Below are 19588 nucleotides of genomic sequence, written 5' to 3' on the forward strand. Positions count from 1 at the left end.
ACCACCCTGCTGGCCGTCCTGGTCGGCGGCCGGGGCCGGATGGCCGAGCTGTGCCGGCGTCGGCTGCGACTGGTGGACCTGCTCGCGGTGGCGTCCCGGCTGGTCGGCACCGGCCGGATCGGCGGCAAAGCGCTGGGCGTGCTGCTTGCCCGGGCGATCCTGGAGCAATCCCCGCCCGAGCCGGACTCGACGCTGGGGCCGGACGGCGTGGCCGGACGCCTCGAACCGCACGACTCGTTCTTCCTGGGCAGCGACGTGTTCGTCAGCTTCCTGGTGGCCAACGGCTGGTGGCGGGACTGGACGACGCACCGCGCCGACGATGGCAGCCGGGCTGCCGAGGCGCTGCACACCCGGATCCCGGGCGGCAGCTTTCCGCGCCGGTTCCGCGAGGACTTCCTGCAGGTGCTGGAGCATTTCGGGCAGGCGCCGATCATCGTCCGTTCCAGTTCGCTGCTCGAGGACGACTACGGCAACGCCTTCGCCGGCACCTACGACAGCGTGTTCTGCGCCAACCAGGGCACCCCGCAGGAACGATTGGCCGCCTTCGAGGACGCCGTCCGCACCGTCTACGCGAGCGCGGTGAGCCCGCAGGCCCTGCGGTACCGGGCCGACCGGGGCCTGCTCGACCTCGACGAGCAGATGGCGATCCTGGTGCAACGCGTCTCCGGCGATCTGCACGGCGAGCTGTTCTTCCCGCTCGCCGCCGGCGTCGCCAACTCGTCCAGCCTGTACGTGTGGGACGCCGCACTGCCCGATGCCGGCATGGCCCGCCTGGTGGTCGGCCTCGGCACCCGTGCCGTCGACCGGACCGGCGGCGACTTCGCCCGGATCGTCAGCCTGGCCGCGCCGAACGCCAACCCGGCACCGGCCGACGAGCTGGGTCGTTGGAGTCAGCGGCAGGTGGACGTGCTCGATCTGGCCGGCAACGCGTCCGTCACGCTGCGGGTGGGTGACGTCCGGACCCGGGCGTCCGGCCTGGACTGGTCGCTGGTGGCCAGCCCGGACGCCGCCGCGGCCCGCCGGTTGCGGGAACTCGGCCGCCGCGGGCGTGGAGTGCCTGAGGTGATCGACTTCGGCGCCCTCCTGCGCGACACCGACTTCCCGGTGCTGCTGCGCACCATGCTGGCGCGGCTCGCCGGCGCCTACGACCATCCGGTGGACATCGAGTTCACCGTGAACCCCGATCGGCAGGGACGAGTGTCGCTCAACCTCGTCCAGTGCCGTCCGCTGCAGACCCGCGGGGTCGGCGGAGCGGTCGGCGTCCCCGAAGTGGTACCGGAGCGCTGCCTGCTCGCCACCGCCGGAAACTTCATGGGCGGCAACGCCCGGCTGCCGATCGACTGGGTGGTGCTGGTACGCCCGGACGCCTACCTGGCCCTGGGCGAGCCCGGGCGCTACGCGGTGGCCCACCGGATCGGTGCACTGAACCGCGCCCTCGACGGCGCCGCGCTGCTGGTGGGCCCTGGACGCTGGGGAACGTCGATGCCTGGCCTGGGTGTGCCGACGCACTTCACCGACCTCAACCGGTTCACCGTGCTGGTGGAGACCACCTACGCCGCCGGCTCGTTCCGGCCCGAGCTGTCCTACGGCAGCCACTTCTTCCAGGAACTGGTCGAGACCGGCATCTGGTACGCCGCCCTGTTCGACGACCGGCCCGGTGTGTCGTTCCGGCCCGAGCTGATCACGTCGCTGCCGAACCGGCACGCCGAGCTGTGCCCTGAGGACCCGTGGCTCGCCGAGGTCGTTCACGTCGCTCGTACTCCGGGCCTGCTCCTGCACGCCGACGTCACCGAGCAACGCATGCTGGCGCAATGGGCCTGATCCCCGTCGGCCGGCGTCCTCGCTGGTCGAGCTTGTCGAGACCCGAAGGACCCGTCATCCCGGGCTTGCCCCGGGATCTCCTCCCGCCGACCCCACCGTGGGAGCCCTCGCCACCACGGGGCGCGAGTCGGCCAGAGCACCCGCTTTGCTGACCGGGAGCGCGCTTTGATAGTGTGAGTGGCCGCGCCTGCTGTGGGCGCGCATCACCGTGAGCACCCAGTACCGAAGAGGCATGCCCTGTGGCGAACATCAAGTCCCAGATGAAGCGCATCAAGACGAATGAGAAGGCTCGTCAGCGCAACAAGGCCGTGAAGTCGACCCTGCGCACCCACGTGCGCAAGTTCCGCGAGGCTGCCGAGGCCGGCGAGACCGAGAAGGCGCAGACCCTGGCGAGGACCGCTTGCCGCGCCCTCGACAAGGCCGCCTCCAAGGGCGTCATCCACCGCAACCAGGCCGCCAACCGCAAGTCGGCCATCGCTGCGCAGGCCGCCGCTCTCTGAACTGAATAGCCAAGCGCCGCCCGTTTGTTCGGGCGGCGCTTGCGCGTCCCCTCGGACGGTTCTTCCCCGCCCGGCCCTCTTTGAACGCTTCGGAGCCGGCGCGACAACCCCTCGACTATTCTGAACGAATTGCGTCGAACCTGAGAATGTGATTAGGTTTCTCAGACAGTTCAGGGTTGGCGATGCCGCCGGACCCACAGGGCTCAGGGAGTCCACAGAGCAAACGGGGAAGAACCATGAGCAATCGCACGCGCTTGGCCGTCTCGGCCGCCACGGCGTCGGTCACGCTGGCGCTGGCCGCCGGCACGTTCGCCGTCGGCACGACTCCGGTCAGTTCGGGTGTCGTCGAGTCGCAGCCCGCCGCCGTCCAGCAGGCGGCCTCCACCGTGCTGCTCAGCGGCAACGCCCCGAAGGCGAAGGTGCACAACTACAAGCGCCTCACCAAGAAGGCGAAGAAGGTCGCCAACAAGGTGCGCAACGACTGGCGGGCGATCAAGTCCATCGGCGGCTGGCGTGCGGGCAGCAGGTACTCCGGTGACCATCCGGCCGGCCGCGCCATCGACGTGATGATCCCGAAGTGGAAGAAGAACTCGAAGCTGGGCTGGTCCATCGCCAAGTACTTCGCGAAGAAGAAGAACGCCAAGAAGTACAAGATCCACTACGTGATCTTCCGGCAGAAGATCTGGACGGTGCAGACCCCGCGCTGGCGCAAGATGGCCAACCGCGGCGGGGCCACCGCGAACCACTTCGACCACGTACACATCTCAGTCAAGCGCTGAGATCACCAGACCGGGGGACGCGCCAATCTCCCCCGAACGCGAAGCCCGTCCGAGCGGTCGTCCCCCCGCCGCCGGACGGGTTTCGCCTTCTCCTGCGCAATTTCCATGACTGACCGGACCGTTCAGACGCGCGCCGGAGGGGTCTCGACAAGCTCGACCGACGGACGGTCTGACATTCAGCTCGGCCGACGGACGGGCCCTCGGCATTCAGCTCGGCCGACGGATGGGCCCTCGGCATTCAGCTCGGCCGACCGGACGCGGGTGGCTAGACCCGGCCGGACGCCTGACGTGCCCGTCCCCGTTGCTCGATCACGCCCAGCACCAGCATCTCCAGGGCGAAACCGGCATCGCCGGCCGCTCCCTTGACCTCGGCGTCGGCCCGCGCCGCGAGCTGGATCGACGCCGCGATGCCGGACGCCGTCCAGCCGCGTGCCTGACGGGCCAGGTCTTTCAGCTTCCACGGTGGCACGCCGACCCGGCGGGCCAGATCGGCGTCACGCAGCCGCTCGTCCCGGGCGTCGAGATATTTGCCGAGGTTGCGCAGCGCCGAGGCGACCGCACTGGTCAGCAGGACGGGCGCCACACCGGTTTCCAGAGCCCAGCGCAGGCTGCCCAGCGCCGCCTCGCGATTGCCGTCCAGACAGTGATTGGCGACGGCGAAGCCGGTGGTCTCCGCGCGGCCCGCGAAATAGCGCTGCACATCGGCCTGGGCGATCACCCCTTCGGTGTCGGCCAGCAGTTGGGCGACCGCTGCGGCCACGCTGCGCAGGTCGCTGCCGACAGCACTCACCAGAGCTTCGGCGGTGGCCCGGTCGACCCGCCCGTTCTGGCGCCGCACTTCCGCGGTGACGAACTGGGAAAGCTCCCAAGCCTTCACCGCCGGCGCATCCACTTGGGTGACCTTCGCTTTGCGCAGCCGGTCGAGCAGCGCCTTGCCCTTCGCGCCGCCTTCGTGGACGAGGATCAGCGCCAGGTCGTCGCCAGGGCCGGACGCCAGCGCAACCAGGTCGTCCGCCACGTCGGCGGGCAGGTCCGCCAACTGCTCGACGACGACCACGGTGGCCTCAGAGAACAGCGATCCGGTCGCCAGTTCGGCCAGGCCGCCGCGATCGAGCCCGCCGGCCGGCACCCTGCTGATCGTCGCGTCCGGACGAGCCTGCGTCGCCTGGCCCACCAACTGCTGCACGGCTCGCTCGGCGAGGAGGCTTTCAGGACCCTGAATCAGGGTCACGGTCGCGAACGGCGCGGTCATGGGCTCAGCATGCCATCCGTCACCGACATCGAACGGACGGGCCCGCTCACCAACGGACGGGCCCGCTCACCGCTGGGTGGTGATCACCAGCGAGCCGTCCACCCGACTGATCGCCACGGCTCCCTGCTGATCGGTCCGGGCGACCCGCATGCCGAGGCTCTGGACGGCGCGCTGGGTGCGTACTGCCGGATGCCCGTAGTCGTTGTCGGCTCCCACGCTGAACACCGCGACGGTCGCCCTGCTGGCGGCCAGGAACTCGGGCGACTGGTGACCGGATCCGTGGTGCGGCACCAGCATCACGTCGGCGGTCAGGTCCGCTCCGGCAGTGAGCGCGTTGCGCTGACCGTCTTCTTGGACGTCGCCGGCCAGCAGCACCCGCAGACCGCCCACCGAGGCCCGCAGCACCAGTGAGCCGTCGTTCTCGGCGGCCGACTCGCCCTCGTCGCTGCCGGTCACGGAGGGAGAGGCCCGCACCGCCAGCACCTCCAGGCTCACCGCGCCCGCCCGAACGACGTCACCCGGCTTGAGAATTGTCAGCCCGACACCACCTGCCGCTGTCTTCACCAGGTCGAAGCCGGACGCCGGACTGGTCGCCGCGGACACCGCTACGACCTCCGTCCGATGCCCCTGGACGGCAACCTGGGCTCCGGTGACGTGGTCGGCATGGAAGTGAGTGAGAACCACCAGCGGCACCATCTCGATGCCCAGCCCGTCGATGCAGGTGCGCAGCTTCGCCGGGTCGGGCCCGGCGTCGACCAGAGCCGCGGCGTGCGGACCGACTCGCAGCAGGGTGGCGTCGCCCTGACCCACATCGCAGAACACCACCGACCACTCCGGCGGCGGCCAGCCCGGTGGGCTCGGCGGCCGCAGCAACGCGAGCATCAGCAGCAGGCCGGACGCGATCGCCCACACCTTGCTGCGCAACAACCGCGGCATCACCAGCACCAGACCGACACAACCGCCGAGCACCAGCATGACCCCGACCGCATTGGCCGGCCAGGCGACCGCCGCCGCCGGGAACAACTCCCCCAGCCGAGCGATCCAGCACAACCCCTGGGCACACCATCCGGCACCGGTCGCACAGACGGCGGCGACCGGCAGCAACGGCACCGCGACCGCTGCGGCGAGGAACCCCAACACGGTCGCAGGACCGACCAGGGGGCCGGCCGCCAGGTTCGCGATCAGACCCGCGAGGCTGATCTGGCCGGATAACAGGGTGACCAGCGGCTGAGTGGCGAGCTGGGCGGCCAGGGGTGTCGCCAGACCCTCGGCAAGCGGACGCGGCATCCAGCGGGCCAACGCGTCGGTCCACGCTCGTGACCACGCCACGATCCCCGCGCTGGCCAGCACCGACAACGCGAAACCCGCCGACCGGGCCATTCCCGGGTCGACGAAGACGATCACCACCACCGCCACGCACAGCGCCCGGACGGCCTGTCCGCCGCTGCCGCCGGCCCCCAGCGCCACCAGGCCGACCAGACCCATCGCCGCGGCCCGCACCACGCTCGGCTCGGAATGGCAGAGCAGTACGAAGCCGACCACACCCACGCCGAGCAGCCCGCGCAGCCACCAGCCGGTCACTCCGCAGCTGCGGGCGACCGTGCCCAGGAAGGCCAGCAGCAGCGTCAGGTTGGCACCCGACACGGCGGTCAGATGGGTCAAGCCAGTGACCTTAAACCTGTCGACCAGCGTGGCCGGCATCGCCGAGGTGTCGCCGACGACCAGGGCCGGCACCAGGGCGCGTGGCTCCGGGTCGAGGTGGGCGGCACTGGCTCGCAGTCCGGCTCGGACCCGCTCGATCGCGGCGTCGAGCGGCGCCGGGGGTGTCACGACGACCGGTGGTTCCCGAGCCCGCACCATGACGGACACCGCTTCACCGGGCTCGGCCTCAGCCAGCCGGACGGTGGCCCGCACCCGGGTTCCCGGGGCGAGGGCCGCCCACGACGTCATCGCCCCGCCGCTCGCGCTCACCCGGACCATCGCGGCGCTGCGCAATCGTTCGCCGCGCATCTCGATCGTCTCCAGCCGGGCGCTGCTCGACCACCAGGGCGGACGGACGCCCTGCCGCTCGCCGACCCGTGCTGTGCCGACCACCGTCAACTCGGCCACACCGACCGCCTGCTGCTGCGCGAGCCGGGTCAGCGGGTCATGTCCGCGCAACCACCATCGCGCCCATCCGATCAGCATGCAGGCCAGCACGACCAGGGCGATCGCGGCCAGCGCCCAGGAGCGCCTGCGCCACGAAAGTGCGGCGCAGGCACCGCCCGCCACCGCACCCAGCGTGAGCCAGCCGGTGTCTCCGGCGGTCGCGATCCACATGCCCGCCCAGGCGGCGGCCGCGACGGGCACCAGACGGAAGTCGACCGGAGCCGGCGGGCGGGGCACCTCAGACTCGGACATGGGGCGCGATCTCCGCGTAGCTCTTGGGACCGATGCCGTCGATCTCCTGCAGCTCCGCCGGAGAGCGGAAGCGGCCGTGTGCGGCACGCCAGGCGAGGATCTTCTGCGCGGTGACCGGGCCGACCCCGGGCAGCGCGTCGAGTTGCTCAGCGGTCGCGGTGTTCAGGTCAATCTTGCCCGTCGCGTCAGCGCCGGCCGTCCCGCCGGCACCGCTTCCCCCGGCGCCGCGCACCTGGCTGCCGGTGCGTCCGATGATCAGCTGCGCGCCGTCGGCGACCGGTGCGGCCAGATTGAGGTCACCCGGCTTGGCCCGCCGGGTCAGCCCACCCGCCGCGGCGAGGGCGTCCTGCACCCGTGCCCCCTCGGCCAGTTTCACCACCCCGGGCCGGCGCACCTCACCGAGCACGTGCACCAGCAGCTGCGTCGTCGCTGTCGGGCTCGGTGTCGGCGACGCCGCGCTGATCGCCACCGAAGGCTGGGCGGCCGCGGCCACCGGAACCGAGCGCGCCTGCATCAGGCTGTACCCGCCCCACAGCACCCCGCTCAGCACGATGATGCCCACGACGACCAGATGCTCGCGAACGAACTGACGCACCCGCGGCGCCCATGCCGTCAACGGCGTCCGGACGCGGGCCGCAACCGGCGGATCGGGTTCGGGGTCGTCGTCGGCCGGTGCAACCGGGACGGGTCGTCGTTCGGGCTCTGCCACCGGGGCCGGCGCTGACATCTCTCCGGTGTCGATGCCGCGTCGCGGCGGGATCTCGGCGAGCAACGCCTCCAGGCGCCGCCTGACTACCTCGGAGAGGTCATCGGCGGGTCGATCTCTGCGCACCATGTCCTCACCGTGGACCGCTGCCCGAAGATTCGTTCAAATTGCTCCGGGCTCTGTGGATAACTCGGACGCCGACGCGCGCACAGCCACTCGTCAGCGGCCCGCCGGGTGAACAAAGGCAAGCCTTTCCTTGCTTGTCGGAGGCCAGTCGCCCGCGCCACAGTGGGCCCATGAGCACCGCTGCGGCCAGTCGGCCCGACGTCGAGTTGGCGTCGCGACTGAACTGGTTGCGCGCAGGAGTGCTCGGAGCCAATGACGGCATCGTGTCCACAGCGAGCATCGTGTTCGGGGTAGCCGGCGCGACCAGCGACTCGTTCGCCGTGTTCGTGGCGGGCGTCGCCGGCCTGGTTGCCGGAGCACTGTCGATGGGTGGCGGCGAATACGTCTCGGTCAGCACCCAACGCGACACCGAGAAGGCGGCGTTGGCCGAACTGCGCGACGAGTTGCACAGCGACCCGCATGCCCGGCTCGACGAGCTCACCGCCCACTATGTCGACAGCGGACTGTCTGAGGGCCTGGCCCGCCAGGTGGCGGGCGAACTGGCCGATCATGACGGGTTGCCGGCGCACGCCCGCGACCTGCTGGGCATCGACGCCGAAGAGCAGACGAACCCATGGCAGGCCGCGATCGCGTCGATGACCGCCTTCATCCTGGGCGCTCTGATCCCACTGCTCGGCATCGTGCTGGCACCGATCGAGGTGCGCCTGGGCATCACCATCGCCGCCGTCCTGGCCGCCCTGGCCATCACCGGCTACACCAGCGCCCGGCTGAGCGGCGCCCGTCCACTGCGTCCGGTGGTGCGCAACGTCGTGGTCGGCAGCCTGTCCATGGGCCTCACCTACCTGGCCGGCAGCCTGGTGGGCGGCCTGTTCTAGAGATCCCGGCGTTCGCCGGGACGACCACTCAACCAGCGGCCTCTTGGATATCGTCGTCGAGCAGGGCACGCAGCCGCTCGCGGAGGTCGGCCCATTCGCTGGGCGGCACCACCGCCTCGCTCAGACTCTCGAGCATCTGTTTCAGGCCGGGAGCGATGCCGAGCAGATCCATCTCCTCCAGGCACACCGACTGCAGTGCGCCGTCGCCGTTGACCCAGGCGGCGAGCGCCAGGATCGCCAGCGGCTGATCCTGGGTGCCGGGCGGACAGGCGCGCACCACGCGCGACCAGAGCTCCACCCAGGCCTCGGCCGCAGGCTGTTCCAGCGACAGCACCACCTGGTCGCGGGCCAGCGGGTCGTTGATCAGCAGACCCAGCCAGGCCAGGTCGTCGCGGGTCACCTGACCGGGTGCCCGCAGTGCCTCGGCCAGGGCGCGCATCAGTTCGTCGGAACGGTCATCGCCCTCGAGGTCGAGAGCACGGCCCAACGCGCGCACCCAGGCGTCCTCGGCTGCCCTCCACTCGTGCGGATCGGCACGCACCAGCTGGGTGAGCGTCGACCGGCTGGGCCGTGCCTGCAGGCCGTGCAGGGTCGCCGAGGCCGCGGTCGGCGACGCCCGGGGATCGTGCCGGTAGATCGGGCCGTGGGCGCTGCCGACCCGGTAGCGGTGACCGGAGACGCAGATCGGATCGCCGGCCAGGGCATCGCCCAGATGCGTACGACCCCTGCGCAGCATGCGCCAGCCCTGCCTCTCGCGGGCGGTGTAGGCAACCAGCCACATCGCGCCGGACGGCCACCGCAGCAGCATCCGGTCGATCAGCAGTTCGAGGTGCCCGGCACCCCGCAGATCGTCCAGGTCGGCGCGTGCGGTCAGCTCGATCTGGCCCTCGTCCTGGACGATGAGCACCATCGACTCCTCGGGATGGAAGCCGAGCAGATGGGGAATGACCCCCAGCAGGTCGGGGAGGTCACGAACCCGGGCGATGGGGACGGAAGTATCTGAAGTCATGCCCTCAGTGACGCCCGCACCCCGCGAAAATGGTCAAAATGTTCGAGCCCGGACGCGGTGCTGTGGAAAACCTCGGGCGGGTAGCCTGAGTGACGATGACCAACGCACCCGGCAACGGCTGGCCCGGTTCGCCGCCGCCCCAGGGCCCCGGAACTCCTCCGCCATGGGGCACACCGCCTTGGCCGCCGAGCGGCCAGGGGAACCCGCCGTCCCCCGGCAATCCGGGCGCTGGCCCTTCGTATCCCGGTCCCGGGCAAGCCCCGGCGACTCCGCCGTACCAGGCGTCCTACGGGCAGCAGCCACCGCCCGGCTCCGGGCAACCCGGCCAGACGCCCGGCTTCGACCCTCGACAGGCGTTGGGAGCACAACCCCCGGCGCATGTGTCGATCGACCAGTTCACGCCGCCCCCCAATCGCACACCGCTGCTGGTCACCCTCGCCGCACTGATCACCCTGGTGCTGGTCATCGGCGGCGGCATCTACGTGCGGTCCCAGCCCGAGGGTGCGCCGAGCGCGAGCCCCAGCCCGAGCAGCACGGTCGCAGCCGGGCCGGGTCAGCCGTTCAACACCCCCGACGAGCGACAGAAGGGCCGCTGGGAGATCCTCGACTCGTCATGGACCGATGAGGGCCTGCAACTGCAGTTGAGGCTGTACTCCGACGGCGGCAGCATCAGCTTCACCTTCCTGGCCTTCTCCAACGCGTCGACCGAGGTGGTCTCCCCCACCAGCAGTCCCCGTTCGCCGGACATCCGCAAGGGCATCGTCTACAACAGCGAACCGGTCACCGGCTACGTGTTCTTCCCGATGAGCAGGGCCGACGCCACGATCATCCTGGCCACCGGAACAGGTCGCCAGATGTCGGCGCTCCCGGTGAAGGGCTGAACGCGGCGGACGGCTGAGCCGAGCGAAGTCTCCAGCGGGAAGCGAGAGGTTTCGACAAGCTAAACCAGCGGGGGCATTCAGGAGTTCTGCTGAGCGGCCACCCGCGGCGCCTCCGGCGGTGTCGCCGATTCGGGCTTGATCGCATCCGGGTGGTAGCGGGAGAGCAGCACCACGCCCCACACGGCGAAGATGCCGGCGAGCGCCATGCCCACACCGGTCAACGCGGTGATCCGGACGCCCTCGCCGAGCACGACCAGGCCGAAGGTGACCGCGACGATCGGGTCGGTGGTGGTCATCGAACCCACGGTGATCTCGGCCGGGCCGTTGGCCAGGGCCTGCTGCACCATGAAACCGCCGATGCCGTAGGACAGCACCAGGAACGGGGCGACCACCCAGAAGATCGGCATGCCGTGGAAGCCGTCGTGCTTGATCACCTCGGAGGTGGCCTTCACCATGCCGGCGGACAGCCCGTAGAAGAACGAGCCGCCCGAGGCCCACATCAGGCAGCGCAGCTGCACCGGGCCCTTCCAGCCGAGCAGGCCCAGCGACGTCCCGGCCAGGCAGATGACCGTGCAGCCGATGGCGATGGCGACCGGGTCGAGCACGGTGTGTTCGGACGCCGCGGACGCGGCCAGCAGGGTGAACACCACGATGCCCGCGACGGTCATCGCGACCGCCAGCCACATCGCCCGGGTGATGGTGTGGCGATGGATGCGGGCCGACATCAGCACGGCCCACGGAACGGCGAGAATGCCGACCGGCTGCACCACGGTGACCGGCGCCATCATCAGCGCCACGATGTGCGCCGACGCACCGATGAAGATGGTGAACAGGCCCAGCAGCCACAGCGGCGTGCGGATCAACCGCCACAGCTGCCGCAGCCCCATCGCCCGGTTGTCGGCGTCGGGATCGACCAGCCGTCCGACGGCGACGTGCTGCATCGTGGAGCCGCCCGCGTAGGCGACCGACGAGCACACCACGATCGCGATGGCGAGCGGAATGTTCTGTTCGAACAGGGAGAACCCTGGTCCGGACAACGGCAGCATCGGCGTCCAATCTGTGAGGCGCGAGGTCAGCCTACCGGGTGCTCAGAACCCGTGCCCGCGAAGCCAGTCCAGCAGCGCCTGATGGCGCGAATCCGCCTCTCCCGCGTCCCAGCGCCCTTGCTCGAGCGTGTCCACCAGCATTCCGTCGCGCAGATAGACCACCCGGTCGCCGCGGGCGGCGCAGGCCGGGTCGTGGGTCACCAGCACGATGCTCATGCCGTCGCGGTGCACCTGAGTGAGTACGTCCATCACCTCGGTGGTGGTCCGGCTGTTCAACGCGCCGGTCGGCTCGTCGGCGAACAGGATCGCCGGCTCGCCGGCGAGCGCGCGACAGATCGCGGCCCGCTGCAGCTGCCCGCCGGAGACCTGGGTGATCCCGTGCGTCTTGAGCTGGGCGATGCCGAACCGCTCCATCAGGCCGTCCACCCGAGCCGCCACCACCTCGGACGTCGGCGAACCGCCCGCCGTTCGGCCCGGTGCGCCCTTCAGCGCGGGAAGCAGGATGTTGTCCCGCAGGTTCAGGTTGGCCAGCAGGTACGCCTGTTGGAAGACGAACCCCATCCGGGTCAGCCGGATCCGGCTCAACGCGGTGTCGTTGAGGCGGGTCACCTCCTGACCCTCCAGCAGCACCTGTCCGGCGCTGGGCCGGTCCATGCCGCTGATCGTGTGCAGCAGCGTCGATTTCCCCGAGCCGGAGGCGCCCATCACGACCAGGAACTCACCGGTGCGCACGGTCAGGTCGATCCCGCCCAGCACTTGGGTCGGCGGCTCGGTAGAGCGGTAGGTCTTGATCAGCCCGCGCGCTCGCAGCACCACCTGTTCGGCCTGTGTCATCGCTTGTCCTCTCGTCATTCGAGCCAGTCGCTCGGGTCGGTGCGGCGCAGCCGCGTCGTCGACAGAACGGCACTCAGCCACCCGGCACCGAGCAGGGCCACTGGATAGACGCCGTAGACCAGCCACAGCACGGGCTCCACACGGAAACCGCTGATGCCCAGCCCCGCCATCCCGATCAGGGCACTGGCCACAGCGTCGCCGAGCAGGGCGGCAGCCAGGGCACCCACCCCGGTGCCGATGGCCACCGCAAGCATCGCCTTGGCGCGCACCTGCGGGGCGATCTCGCGGGCCGAGAAGCCGATCGCGGACAGCGTGCCCATCCAGCGTCGGTGCCGGGCCAGGTGCAGGCGCAGCACCAGCGAGGTCAGCAGTGCCGCCACCCCCAGGCCGGCGATCAGCGTCACCGCCGCCGCGGCCCGGAAGGCACCGGTGACGTGCTCCAGCGTCTGCCGTAGGTACTCCTCCATCGGAATCACAGTGGCCGAGGGGAACCGGGCGTTGTAGTCGGACGCCGTCGCGGCCGGGTCCGCGCCCTCGGCCAGGTCGGCATAGATCACGTAGCCCGACGCACCCTCGGTGATCTCGCCGGGGAGCTTCGCGGTGTAGCCGCCGCTGGTCACATCGGCGTAGATCCCGCTCACCCGACGCTCGGCCCACTCGCCGGCGATCCTCAGCCGCAACCGGTCGCCCACAGCCACCTGGTGCCGCTCGGCGTTCAGCTCCGACAAGGCGATCTCGGCATCGAACGGGGCTCGCCCGGTCGTGAACTCGACCGTGCCGCCGGAGTAGTCGCCGACCTCGACGCGCAGCGTCTCCGGACCGTCCGGGCCGTTCAAGCCGGCCACCACCTCGGCATAGAGGCGGACGTCGGTCAGCCGAGGGTCGTCCCGCATCCGAGTCAGCAGTTCGGAGCGGACGCCGTCCAGGTCGTCGGAGAACCGCAGATCGGCCCGCAGGTCGCTCGGCGGGGCACCCAGGTAGCTGCCGATCCGTGGGCTCTCGAAGGTGCTGAGCAGGTTCATCGGCACCACCATCACGATCGCGGCCAAGAAGAAGACGATCGGCAGCAGGACCCATTGCCGCCATTGGCTCCGCAGCTCCAGCAGCACCAGGCGACGGTTCACCGCGCGACCGGTCGCCGATCGCCAGCGGTCCGCCCGGACGCCGCGCGCGGCCCGCTTGGCCTGCCGCGCCAGCTGCCGCTCGGTGAGCGTGCTGCCGTGCACCAGCGCCGTGGTCACCTCGATCCGCCGGACGCCGCGCAGCACGCCGGCGCAGATCAGCATCACCATCGCGAAGAGCGCGGCCAGTGCGGTGACCGGCGCCAGCACCGTCCATGGTCCGGCCGGCGCCGCGGCGTAGTGGGATCGAAGCTCGCTGGTGAGCAGCCCGGCGACCGGCGGGCCGAGCAGGCCACCCACCAGGCAGGCCGCCAAGGTCAGCACCGCATAGCCGGCCAGGTAGAGCTGGGAGATCTGCCGGTGCGGAATGCCGATCGCCTTCATCACGCCGATCTCACGCACCTGCGCCTGCAGTGCCCCGCGGATCACGAACCGCAGGCTCAGCACCGCGATCGCGACCAGGACCAGGCTGGCGAAGATGAGTGCCGCAGCGACCAGGCCGTCGCTGAACACGTTGACGATCCGGATCATGTCGCCGGTGACCGCCTGACCGTTCTTCGGCAGTGCGTCGTCCGCCTGGTAGGCGCGTTGCAGTTCATCGAGGTCGGCGGGATCGTGCAGCCGGTATTCGACGATGATCTCGGGGGCACCGCCGCCGGTCGCGCCGAGCGCGCGCAGCTCGTCCGCAGAGACCAGGAACCGGGTCGCCGACGATAGCGACGACGCCATCTGGGCGTCCCGGACGAAGCCGGCGACGCGCAGCTGCCGAGCGTCGGCACCGACGCCCACCGTCAACCGATCCCCGGCCAGCAGCCCGAACCGCGCCTGGTAGGCGACGGGGACGTACACCTCGCCGGGCGCCGGTGCGGCGATCGCGCCGGTCTGGTCGATCAGGAAGTCGAAGTCCCGGTTCTGCGCCACGAACAGGTTGTCGATCAGGCTGTCGGAGAAGTCCCCCGACTCCCCCGTCGACGGACGTTGCCAGCCCAACGCGGCACCGTCGAAGCCGTACAACTCGACGACGGTCCACGCCTCGATTCCGGGACGACCGGCCGCGAACGATGTCAGCGCAGCGGCGTCGTAGTCGCCGGTGTGCATCTGCAGGAAGTGCGGCGGCCGGGCCTGTTCGAAAAGTTGGTCGACGGACCCGACCAGCCGTTCCACCACAGCGGTGCCGGCGGCCATCAGGAAGGCGCCGAACAAGAGGATCGCGAACAGCGTCAGGCTCACCCCGCTGTTGCGGGTCAGGTCGTTGCGGGCATGGCGCAGCAACAGGGTTAGCGAGCGATCCGGCATGGATAAAACATACCGGTCGTCCGGTTTTTATCCAATTGATCTCACCTCACGCCGGCGAGTCCGTCCGACGACGACCCGGGCGCGGCCTCAACTGGGCGCCAAGCCCGGGCGCAGCAGCCGCCACATCTCTTCCACCCTGCGGTCGAGATCGGTCAGCCCGGAAGCCACCAGCGACACCGTCTGCAGCCCGGTGAATGCCGCCACCAGGAACCGCGCCAGCTCGGCGGGCTCGACCCGGTCGGCCAACTCACCGCGCTCCTTGGCCGCGCGCGCCACGTCGGCGACCAACCGCTCCCAGGCCTGATAGGTCTCCGCGATCACGGCGTCCCGGGTCTCGCCCAGCTCGACCGCGAGCCGCATCGCTGCCTGCAGCGTCGGATCGTCGATCAGTCGTCGGGCCAGCCCCCGGGTCAGCTCGACCAGCAGGTCGAGACCATCGCCGTCATGGTCACCCACCTGGCGGGCCAGCTCGTCGTTCGCCTCGCGCTGGGTCTGGATCATCGCTTCGGCGAGCGCCGTCTTGGACGGGAAATGGAAGTAGAGCGCGCCCTTGGTGACGCCCGCCTGCTTCGCGATCTCTGCCAGGCTGGCGCCGCTGTAGCCGTGCCGGACGAAGGCATCCGCGGCGGCGCGGACGATCGTCCGCCGCGTTTCCACCGCACGCGCCTGCATCGTCATGTCGGACCTCCCACGGGATCGTCAGGGTGCCATCGCCGGCCGGCGAGCACATTCGTCACGCCGCATTCTGCCCGTCCGCGTCTAACCCGGACGCGGCCCTGCGCTGGATCGGCGCCGACGATCCTTGGGCGAGCGATTTGTGGCCACCCTCGGCGGAGTAGGGTTCGGGCCATGCCCTCCCCTTCCCGTCCACGCAATTCCGGCAGGACGCGTGCTCGCGCGCAGCTGCTCCGCCTCGGTTTGGTGCCGCTGGCCGCTGTTGCGTTGTTGGGCGGCTGCGCCGCGCAGGATCCCGATCCCGGCCCCTCGCTGGTCGGTACCCGCGGGCAGCTGTGCGCTGACCGGGTGGACGCCGCGAAGGCCGAGTCGGTGGTCGATCAGCCGGTGGCCGGGCTGCGGGAACTCTCCACCTTCGAGCACGGACGCCGGGTCGGCAGCTGCGCGTTGCAGGGTGAGGACGGCGGCGGCCTGCTGACCGTCGAGGTGGTTCACGACCCCAAGGGCACCGCGCTGGCCAAGGAACTGCAGACCCTCAGCCAGACCACGAATTACACCGGCGACAAGCGCTCGGGCGTGACCGGCGAAGATTCGACCACCACTGCACTGGTCGCGGTCGACGCGAACTACTACGTGCGGGTGCTCGGCCTGGGCGGCAGCGATGAGAACCAGCGCGAAGCCGCCCTGGACCTCGCCAAGGACATCGCCACCCGCACCGAGCCCCTCAAGTAACTCCCCCGTTGGTCGAGCTTGTCGAGACCCGTCGCCGTCGGTCGAGCTTGTCGAGACCTGGATTCCGACGAACTCAAATCAACGGTGGTCACCGGGTTTCAACCAGCCAACCCCGGAAGACTCAGAAGCCCAGCGCCTTCAGCGACTCCTTCAGGGTCGCGGCCGAGCGCTTCAGCATGGTGATCTCCTGGGCGTCCATCGGCACCTGGAGCACCCGCTCGATGCCGCGGCTGGAGACCAGGCTGGGCACCGACAGCGCCACCCCGCTCAGGCCGTGGAAGCCGTCCAGCACGCTGGACAGCGGGAACACCGAACGCTTTCCGCTGAACAACGCCTCGGTGAGCCGGGCGCCGGTCAGGCCGATCGCGTAGTTGGTGGCGCCCTTGCCCTCGATCACCGTGTAGGCGGCGTGCATGGCCTCGTCGCCGAGCTGTGCCAGCAGCACCTCGTCGAACATCCGCTTGCCGGTGGAGTCGACCCAGTCGCGGATCGGGACGCTGTTGATCCGGGCGCTCGACCACACCGGGAACTCGCTGTCGCCGTGCTCACCCATGATGGTGGCGTGCACGTGGGCGGTCGACACGTTGGCGGCCTGGGCGATCGCGTAGCGCAGCCGGGAGGTGTCCAGCATGGTGCCGGTGGAGAACACCCGGCTGCTCGGCAGCCCGCTGATCTTCTGGGCGACGACGGTCAGCACGTCGCACGGGTTGGTGACCAGTACGTACAGCGCGTCCGGCGCCTGCTCGAGCAGCTTCGGCATCAGCGACTTCAGGATGTTGACGTTGGTGGCGGCCAGATCGAGCCGGGTCTGGCCGGGCTTCTGCTTGGCACCGGCGGTGATGATCACCACGTGGGAGTCTTTGACGACCTCGATGTTGTTGCCGCCGATCACACCCGACGACGGGGTGAACTGGCTGCCGTGGCCGAGGTCGCGGACTTCGGCGTCCACCTTCTTCTCGTCGAGGTCGTACAGGGCGATCTCATCGGCCGAGCCGCGGATCAGTGAGGCATACGCAAGGGAGGAACCGACCGCGCCGGCTCCGATGATCGAGAGCTTGGACGGGGTGTTCAAGGAAGTCGCCATGAAGAGAACGTTAGCGAGGCGAGTGGGAGCCGCAGGTGGGAATCGTTGACATTCCCCGAAACACTTCCAACCCGCGGACAACCGGACGCCACCGGTTCGGCCAGCCCGATCTGCAGCGCCTACACCGGTTCGTAGGCGGCCCGGAACCGCGCCGTGGGCACCAGCCACCGCTCATCCAGGCTGCCCTGCACCAGCCACTCGCCCGGCTGGCCGAGGGCCGGACCCTCGATCGTGTCGACATGTTCGCCCAGATGTGCGGGCCGGGCCAGCACCGTTCCGGTCCGGCGGTAGCGATCGCCCTCGATCCGTTCGTGGCCGGACGCGAACGCGCGCTGATCGGCGGTCCATTGCCGGCCGGTGTCCGGATCGGTGACCAGCCAGTCCCCCGCGACTCCGGTCATCTCGGCGCCCGACTCGGTGCGCCAGTGATGGGTCTCGCTCAGTCGGGTGGCCCGCACCTCGCCGCGCCTGCGGAAGGGTGCCAGCGTGCGCATCCGCTGCGAGCGGTAGCCCGCGGTGTCGAGCAGTGCCAGCGACCGCCGGACGCCGGCGATGGTCCGCATCCGGGCCGCGGGCGGCAACGCGTCCCAGTCGACCAGCCAGTCGTGCACCAGCCGCGAGTCGTCGCGTCGCGGCCCCGGACGCCAGCCGTGCGCGGTGTGGAAGCGGCGCCAGGATTCGTGCTCGGCCCGGCTGAGGAAGTCGATCTCGGCGGCGCTGAGTTCCTCGCCGGCTCCCTCCGCGGCCCAGGTGCGGCCCAGTTGGGCGACCCCGGTGAGCAGCGTGTGGACCTGGCGCAGATTGCTCTGCCGGTAGAAGGTGGGCAGCTCCGCCCATGGCCGCGAGGAAGGGCGGGATCCGACGGCGTCGCCGAGCTGGCCCAGATAGGCCGCGTGCAGCAGCCGGGCGATCCGCGTCCAGTGATCCTCCGGTGGCTCATCGCCGCTGAGCAGGCCGACACCGAAGCTGGTCAGCCGGCCCACCAGGGGCTGGTCGGGGAACTCTGAACTGGCCGGATCGACGGCCAGGATCGTCACCCGCGGCAGCTGTCCGGCCAGCCGGGTGGGTCGGTTGAGTTCCGGCCCGTCGTCGGCGATGACCAGTACGGTGTTCAACTCGCCAGCGGCCTCGGCGATCAGGACGGCGTCGGTGGCGGGCCGGGCGACGACCTTCACCTCGGCGAGGCCGGGATCGTTGCCGAAACGTGCCTGCTGGGCGGTGTGCTCCGCGACGAACTCGGCCGCGCCCTCGTCCACCACCGTCACCTGCAACCGCGCCGCCGTCCTGTCCACCCGCAGCACCCGGCGCTGACGTTCCGCACGAGCCAACTCGGCCAGTACCGCGGCGGCCAGGTCACCCCGTCCGGCCAGCACCAGTCGTTCCGCCTGCACCCGGTCGAGCCGGGCCACCAGCGCCCGCGCGGTCTGTTCCGTGGCCGACAGCGCGTCGGCCAGCCACGTCCGGTCGGTCCCGGTGACGGTGCGGCGCCAGTTCTCGGCGGCCCAGGGGTCGTCGATCCGCAGCTGCACCCGGCTGACCAGCGCCGGGTTCGGCTCGGCGCCGTCCAGCACCTTGGCGATCTGGGCGAAGGTGCTGAGCGCCTCCGGCACCCGCTCCTCGATGATCTGCACGGTCTCGACGGCGATCCGGCCGCGCCGGGTGAGCAGGCTGCGCAGCAGATCGGCATCCACGCCCTCGGCGGCCACGACGCGACCACCCATGGACCGGACCGTCGCGGCGAACGCCTCGTCGCCGGTGTGATCGACCACCAGCAGGGCGGTGGACGGCGACCGGTCGGCGGCGACGGCCCGGACCATCGCCGCGGCCTGCTCGGAGGCACCGAGGACGACGATCGCCCGGTCCGCGCGGGCCGCCAGCCAACGGTCGAGCTGTCGCCGCAACATGGCGGCCACCACCCCGAGCACGCTGGCCAGCGCACCCCACAGCGCGCACAGCCGAGCCAGGTGGTGGGCCAGCGGCGGCTGGACGGGGCAGCCGGGGGCCGACCCCCACGGGTCGGCGCCGTTCCCGGACAACACCCAGATCAGCTGATCGAAGAAGGGTGGGCCGTCGGTGCTGCAATGCAGATAGGAGACCAGGCCGAGCAGCACCGCGGCCACGGCGAAGGCCGAGACCGAGATCACGCCGACGACCCGCCCCGCGGCGTTGCGGGACCGTCCGTACAGTGCCGCGGCGGCGACGATCGACCCCAGGAAGACCGCGGGAACGAACGGCTGCCGGGGATCGGTGAGCCACAGGTACCACTGCGGGCCATCGAGCCCGAGGGCGCGCAGTGCGGTCAGCAGGGCGAGCCCGCCCGCCAGCACTGCGAACGGCGCCCAGCTCCAGCGTGGGATCGGACGCCGGCCGTGGACCGGCGCGGCGAACAGCCTGCGCCGCCGCCGGCTCGAGATCAGCCCGCTCATCGCGCCCAGAGCATAGTGGACGCCG

General features: G+C 70.6%; 16 protein-coding genes. 6 read left to right on the plus strand and 10 right to left on the minus strand.

From position 1 onward, the window contains the following. The 3 genes from QM624_RS02185 to QM624_RS02195 form a co-directional block, all read left to right on the plus strand. On the plus strand, positions 1–1821 hold a 1821-nt coding region (locus QM624_RS02185; protein WP_415088467.1), incomplete at its 5' end, for a PEP/pyruvate-binding domain-containing protein. A gap of 239 nt (positions 1822–2060) precedes the next feature. Next, the gene (rpsT, locus tag QM624_RS02190; RefSeq protein WP_415088468.1) at positions 2061–2321 is read left to right on the plus strand and encodes a 30S ribosomal protein S20; all 261 of its coding nucleotides are present in this window, start codon (positions 2061–2063) and stop codon (positions 2319–2321) included. A 236-nt stretch (positions 2322–2557) separates the two neighbouring features. Further along, positions 2558–3100 (plus strand): hypothetical protein, encoded by a 543-nt coding sequence (locus QM624_RS02195; protein ID WP_415088469.1) that lies wholly within the window; start codon positions 2558–2560, stop codon positions 3098–3100. Between the two features lie 265 nt (positions 3101–3365). On the opposite strand, the gene holA is transcribed toward QM624_RS02195, so the two are convergent. The 3 genes from holA to QM624_RS02210 all read right to left on the minus strand — a co-directional run bounded on the left by holA (position 3366) and on the right by QM624_RS02210 (position 7587). Next, positions 3366–4352 carry a DNA polymerase III subunit delta gene (gene holA / locus QM624_RS02200; protein ID WP_415088470.1) on the minus strand — a complete coding sequence of 329 codons (987 nt, stop codon included), beginning with the start codon at positions 4350–4352 and terminating at the stop codon, positions 3366–3368. Between the two features lie 66 nt (positions 4353–4418). Next, positions 4419–6752 (minus strand): ComEC/Rec2 family competence protein, encoded by a 2334-nt coding sequence (locus QM624_RS02205; protein WP_415088471.1) that lies wholly within the window; start codon positions 6750–6752, stop codon positions 4419–4421. Beyond that, positions 6739–7587 (minus strand): helix-hairpin-helix domain-containing protein, encoded by an 849-nt coding sequence (locus tag QM624_RS02210; protein ID WP_415088472.1) that lies wholly within the window; start codon positions 7585–7587, stop codon positions 6739–6741. Before QM624_RS02210 ends, QM624_RS02205 begins: the two co-directional genes overlap by 14 nt. Before the next feature lie 167 nt (positions 7588–7754). On the opposite strand from QM624_RS02210, the gene QM624_RS02215 reads away from it, so the two are divergent. Then, positions 7755–8459 (plus strand): VIT family protein, encoded by a 705-nt coding sequence (locus QM624_RS02215; protein WP_415088473.1) that lies wholly within the window; start codon positions 7755–7757, stop codon positions 8457–8459. A 28-nt stretch (positions 8460–8487) separates the two neighbouring features. Here the strand turns inward: QM624_RS02215 and QM624_RS02220 are convergent, their stop codons facing one another. Beyond that, entirely contained in the window at positions 8488–9468 is a 981-nt protein-coding gene (locus QM624_RS02220) for a DUF4192 domain-containing protein (protein WP_415088474.1), read from the minus strand. Between the two features lie 95 nt (positions 9469–9563). Between QM624_RS02220 and QM624_RS02225 the strand changes: the two genes are divergently transcribed. After that, positions 9564–10349, plus strand: a complete 786-nt coding sequence (locus QM624_RS02225; RefSeq protein WP_415088475.1) for a hypothetical protein — start codon at positions 9564–9566, stop codon at positions 10347–10349. A 77-nt stretch (positions 10350–10426) separates the two neighbouring features. Here the strand turns inward: QM624_RS02225 and QM624_RS02230 are convergent, their stop codons facing one another. The 4 genes from QM624_RS02230 to QM624_RS02245 all read right to left on the minus strand — a co-directional run bounded on the left by QM624_RS02230 (position 10427) and on the right by QM624_RS02245 (position 15324). Then, positions 10427–11395, minus strand: a complete 969-nt coding sequence (locus QM624_RS02230) for a hypothetical protein (RefSeq protein WP_415088476.1) — start codon at positions 11393–11395, stop codon at positions 10427–10429. A 42-nt stretch (positions 11396–11437) separates the two neighbouring features. Next, positions 11438–12229 (minus strand): ABC transporter ATP-binding protein, encoded by a 792-nt coding sequence (locus QM624_RS02235; RefSeq protein WP_415088477.1) that lies wholly within the window; start codon positions 12227–12229, stop codon positions 11438–11440. Between the two features lie 14 nt (positions 12230–12243). Continuing rightward, positions 12244–14646, minus strand: coding sequence for an FtsX-like permease family protein (locus QM624_RS02240; RefSeq protein ID WP_415088478.1), 2403 nt, complete (start codon positions 14644–14646; stop codon positions 12244–12246). 87 nt (positions 14647–14733) lie between these two features. Then, entirely contained in the window at positions 14734–15324 is a 591-nt protein-coding gene (locus QM624_RS02245) for a ScbR family autoregulator-binding transcription factor (RefSeq protein WP_415088479.1), read from the minus strand. Between the two features lie 171 nt (positions 15325–15495). Between QM624_RS02245 and QM624_RS02250 the strand changes: the two genes are divergently transcribed. Next, entirely contained in the window at positions 15496–16053 is a 558-nt protein-coding gene (locus QM624_RS02250) for a hypothetical protein (RefSeq protein WP_415088480.1), read from the plus strand. Between the two features lie 121 nt (positions 16054–16174). Here QM624_RS02250 and QM624_RS02255 read toward each other — a convergent pair whose 3' ends face one another. Together QM624_RS02255 and QM624_RS02260 are read right to left on the minus strand one after the other, a co-directional pair. Then, on the minus strand, positions 16175–17137 hold the full coding sequence (locus QM624_RS02255) for an L-lactate dehydrogenase (protein WP_415088481.1): 963 nt from the start codon (positions 17135–17137) through the stop codon (positions 16175–16177). Positions 17138–17256: 119 nt separating this feature from the next. Beyond that, the gene (locus QM624_RS02260) at positions 17257–19563 is read right to left on the minus strand and encodes a hypothetical protein (RefSeq protein ID WP_415088482.1); all 2307 of its coding nucleotides are present in this window, start codon (positions 19561–19563) and stop codon (positions 17257–17259) included. Between the last annotated feature and the right edge of the window lie 25 nt (positions 19564–19588).

It is taken from the genome of Micropruina sp., from assembly GCF_047606365.1.
Taxonomy (GTDB): Bacteria; Actinomycetota; Actinomycetes; order Propionibacteriales; family Propionibacteriaceae; genus Micropruina.